This is a genomic window from Fulvivirga aurantia, from assembly GCF_009711475.1.
GTDB classification, from domain to species: Bacteria; Bacteroidota; Bacteroidia; order Cytophagales; family Cyclobacteriaceae; genus Fulvivirga; species Fulvivirga aurantia.
In genome coordinates, this window is sequence record NZ_SMMD01000592.1 from 1 (window position 1) to 4,395 (window position 4,395).

The window sequence follows — 4,395 nt, forward strand, 5'->3', positions numbered from 1 at the left end:
TGAAGAAGAGGCATTCAGGGTTTCTAAAATATTATCGATTTAATAAAATTCGTATGAAATACGCTATTGGAATTGACATTGGGGGTACTAATACCAAATTTGGAATTAGCAATGAGCAAGGAGAAATTTTTGCTCAGGGTAAGATCAAAACTCAGGAGTATAGTGAAATAAAACCGTACATCGATACAGTTTATAAGGAGTTAGAAAGCATTATACCTTCTAATATTGATCATGCTGACATTCTGGGTATAGGTATTGGTGCACCTAATGCTAATTTCCATGATGGCACATTGGTAAACCCACCAAACCTCCCCTGGAAAAACATTGTGCCTCTAGCGGAAATTGTAAAAGAGCGATTTGAGCTGCCAGCGATCATCACAAACGATGCGAATGCTGCTGCTCTTGGAGAGATGACTTATGGTAACGCCAAACACCTTAAAGATTTTGTGGTACTCACCGTGGGTACCGGCCTTGGCAGTGGTATCGTGATCAATGGAGAGATTGTATATGGGTACCATGGTTTTGCTGGTGAGCTCGGACATACATTGGTAAATGCCAATGGTCGTTTTTGTGGATGTGGCAAGCGTGGCTGCCTGGAAACCTATGTGAGCGCTACGGGCATTAGGCGCACAGTTTACAAACTCATGGCTGACTACAACGAACCGAGCCTATTGCGCTCCATAAGCTTTGACGATCTATCTACTAAAACCATCACTGAAGCTGCCAAACGAGGTGATCACATTGCTATAGAAGCCTTTAAATACACAGGGCGTGTACTTGGCATGAAACTCTCTGACTTTGTGGTACACACCGATCCTCAGGCAATATTTCTTTTAGGTGGTCTAGCTAAAGCAGGGAAACACTTGTTTGAGCCAGCGAGAGAAAACCTCGAAAAATTTCTAATGCCTATGTTTAGAGGTAGAAAAGTAAGATTGCTCCCTTCCGGATTGAAAGATGATGATGCTCCGATTTTAGGCGCTAGCAGCCTTGTTTGGAAGTACATCAATGCTAAGTAACGATGAGTGTTGTGACGCTTATCGGCTTGGTTGCGGCCTTCTGCACTACAATTGCGTTTCTACCACAGGTGATTAAGTCCTGGAAAACTAAATCCGCCAAGGACCTTTCACTGGGGATGTTTCTGATATTTAGTTTGGGAGTTTTTCTCTGGTTAGTTTACGGTCTTTTAATCAATGACTTACCGATCATTATTGCAAATGCTTTTACATTGGTATTGTCATCAATCATATTGTTTTTTAAACTACGACACGGCTAGTTAGTTGAAATTTCTAGCCCGATCTAACTCAGAATTGAGGTATAATCGCTCATTTTCCAGGCGAGTGTCACTCCATGCAAAGCGCTCTTGCATGGCCTTAAGTACCGCTTCTTTAAATTCATCTACTGACTGAATATGAAAGAACAATCTGCCGGTGCGTCTTTCAAAGAAATCAACCGCTGTTTGTACTGACTCGTTTTTGATAGTAAAATCAAGTTCTGCCAGAATAAGTGCTAACTCATTATTGTCGTGAGGTTGATTTTTTAATTCTCTGAGGATCTCATCTGTTTGCCGACCATAATTGCTAACCAAATAAGCCGCATAATAATCATCAAGCTCCAACTCTGATAGTCTCCCTAATATTTCTGCTGTGTACAACTCCACTTCTTTGCCATTCTTAAATACACCTCCACCTAGCACAATATTTTCAGTCTTGCTACCTGGAATATCAACTTCTTCATGATCCTCAATTTTTCTGGCTAGTTTGTCAACGATACGCTCCGCCATTTTGCGATATCCTGTGAGTTTTCCTCCTGCAATCGAAAGTAAGCCTGTGTCTGATTCAAAAATTTCATCTTTACGCGAAAGCTCTGATGCAGACTTTCCCTCCTCTTCAATCAGTGGCCGCAGACCGGCCCAGCTCGATTCAACATCGCTTACGGTAAGTCTGATTTCAGGAAAAATGTGCTTGATTCCATCTAACAGATATATCACGTCTTGCAGGTCGGTGCGTACATCATCGATATCACCAAAGAAATCTGTATCCGTTGTACCTACATAGGTAACTCTGCCGCGTGGAATAGCAAAAATCATTCTTCCGTCAGGCACATCAAAATACACCGATTGACTCACGGGAAATTTCTCATGTGGTATAACAATATGTACCCCTTTTGTCAGGTGTAGGTGCTTTTCGTTTAATGAATGGTTTTTTTCTCTGATCTTATCAACCCATGGACCGGCTGCACTTATGACATATTTGGCCTTGGTCAAATACTCTTTTTCTGTGAGGTTATCGACCCACGAAATGCCGGATATTTTTTGATTATTGTCATATACAAAATCTGTTACTTCTGCATAATTGATCATATGTGCACCACGTGCTACGGCAGTTTTCATAATCTCAATGGTCAAGCGCGCATCGTCAGTACGATATTCTGCGTATAAGCCTCCACCTTCAATTTTAGCTTCATCCAAAAGCTCCTCGCGACTCATGGTCTCTTCTTTAGAAAGCATTTTTCGCTGATCTACCTTTTCTACCCCGGCCAATACATCATAAATCATAAGGCCAAAAGAAGTGAGAATCTTACCATAAGTCCCCCCTTTTATGAGTGGAAGCAACATTTTTTCTGATTGCACAAGATGGGGAGCCAGTTGATGAACCACAGCCCGCTCCTTTCCGACCTCTCTCACCAGGGCGATTTCAAACTGTTTTAGGTAGCGTAAGCCCCCGTGGATCAACTTTGTAGATTTACTGCTGGTACCTGAGGCAAAATCATTCTTTTCTAGCAAAGCCACTTTTAAACCTCGCGCTATTGCATCCAAAGCGATTCCGGCCCCTGTTACACCACCCCCAATGATGAGTAAATCATACTGCTCATTGCTGAGCCTCTCGATTAATTGAGGTCTGTTATGTGCATTAAATAAATTCATCATTCTTCATCTAACCAATTGAGCGTTCTTTTGATCGCTTTTTGCCATAAGGCATAGGCTTTTTTTCGTCTTTCCTGCGACCACTTAGGAGTGTATTCTTTATCCACTTCCTGCAACGACTTGAGTCTCTCTTTATCAAAAATACCCACGCCATATCCAGCCATAAGTGCTGCTCCCAGTGCTGTCGACTCTTTGTACTTTGGTCGAATTACCGGTACATTCAATAAATCGGACTGAAATTGCATGAGATAATTGTTGCTCACAGCCCCACCATCTACCTTAAGTTCCTCTAGCGTAATGCCTGAATCTTTTTGCATCGCGTCTAAGATATCTTTGGTTTGATAGGCCATTGACTCCAGGGCAGCCTTAGCAAAATGTGCGCGGTTAGTGTCTCTGTTGATGCCAAATATGGCACCTCGAGCATACTGATCCCAGTAAGGAGCACCCATACCCACGAATGCGGGCACCATGATCAGGTCATCGACCTCTGAAACTTCTTCTGCCATATCTTCTGTGTCTTCAGCGTGATCTATGATCTCCAGTCCATCACGGAGCCATTGCACCACAGCCCCGGCTATAAAAATACTACCCTCCAGGGCGTACTTGGTTTCTTCATCCAAGCTGTAAGCTATGGTAGATAAAAGGCCATTTTTAGATTCATGAAGCTCATCACCTGTATTCATAAGCATAAAACAACCTGTACCATATGTGTTCTTTGCCATTCCCGGCTCTATGCAGGTTTGTCCGAAAAGTGCTGCTTGCTGGTCACCGGCAATTCCATGGATTGGAATAGTTTGTCCTTTGTAATTCCAATCTCCGAAGTGGGCATTTGAGGCCATTGCTTCAGGCACCATGCTTTTGGGTATGTCAAGCAAATCGAGCATCTTATCGTCCCACTTCATTTCTTTGATGTTAAACAGCATTGTTCTGGAAGCGTTGGTGTGATCGGTACAATGCTTACTCCCTTCCGTCAGCTTATAAACCAGCCAGGAATCGACCGTACCAAATAACAGTTCGCCTTTATCAGCTTTTTGCCTGGCACCATCTACATTGTCGAGAATCCACTTTACCTTTGTTCCGGAAAAATAGCTATCGATAACCAGTCCGGTATTTTTTCTAACATAATCCTCATGGCCTTGTTCTTTGAGCTCATCACAAAATTTGGAAGTTCGTTTGTCTTGCCACACAATGGCTTTATGTATAGGCTTCCCGTTAGACCTATCCCAGACTATGGTAGTTTCTCTTTGATTGGTAATGCCAATAGCAGCGATTTCCTTTGAGTCTATTTTGTTATTTTCTATGAGGTCTACCAATACTTTTTCTTGCGATGACCAAATCTCTTCCGGGTCGTGCTCTACCCACCCTGATTTAGGAAAATACTGACTGAACTCCTGCTGTTCGATGGCAATCATCTGCGCCTCTGCATCAAACAAAACAGCCCTTGAGCTAGTCGTACCCTGATCAATAGCAAT

Annotated in this window: 4 protein-coding genes; 2 read left to right on the plus strand and 2 right to left on the minus strand. The window is 42.7% G+C overall.

All coding sequences use genetic code 11. The features are described from left to right. Together E1176_RS05220 and E1176_RS05225 are read left to right on the plus strand one after the other, a co-directional pair. Nucleotides 1-1,016: ROK family protein (locus tag E1176_RS05220; protein WP_343030504.1), on the plus strand; the 1,016-nt coding region annotated here is incomplete at its 5' end. A 2-nt stretch (nucleotides 1,017-1,018) separates the two neighbouring features. Next, nucleotides 1,019-1,273, plus strand: coding sequence for a SemiSWEET transporter (locus tag E1176_RS05225; protein WP_155209513.1), 255 nt, complete (start codon nucleotides 1,019-1,021; stop codon nucleotides 1,271-1,273). On the opposite strand, the gene E1176_RS05230 is transcribed toward E1176_RS05225, so the two are convergent. After that, nucleotides 1,274-2,926, minus strand: coding sequence for a glycerol-3-phosphate dehydrogenase/oxidase (locus tag E1176_RS05230; protein ID WP_246205944.1), 1,653 nt, complete (start codon nucleotides 2,924-2,926; stop codon nucleotides 1,274-1,276). Next, nucleotides 2,923-4,395: glycerol kinase GlpK (gene glpK, locus E1176_RS05235; protein WP_155209514.1), on the minus strand; the 1,473-nt coding region annotated here is incomplete at its 5' end. The genes glpK and E1176_RS05230, both read right to left, overlap by 4 nt.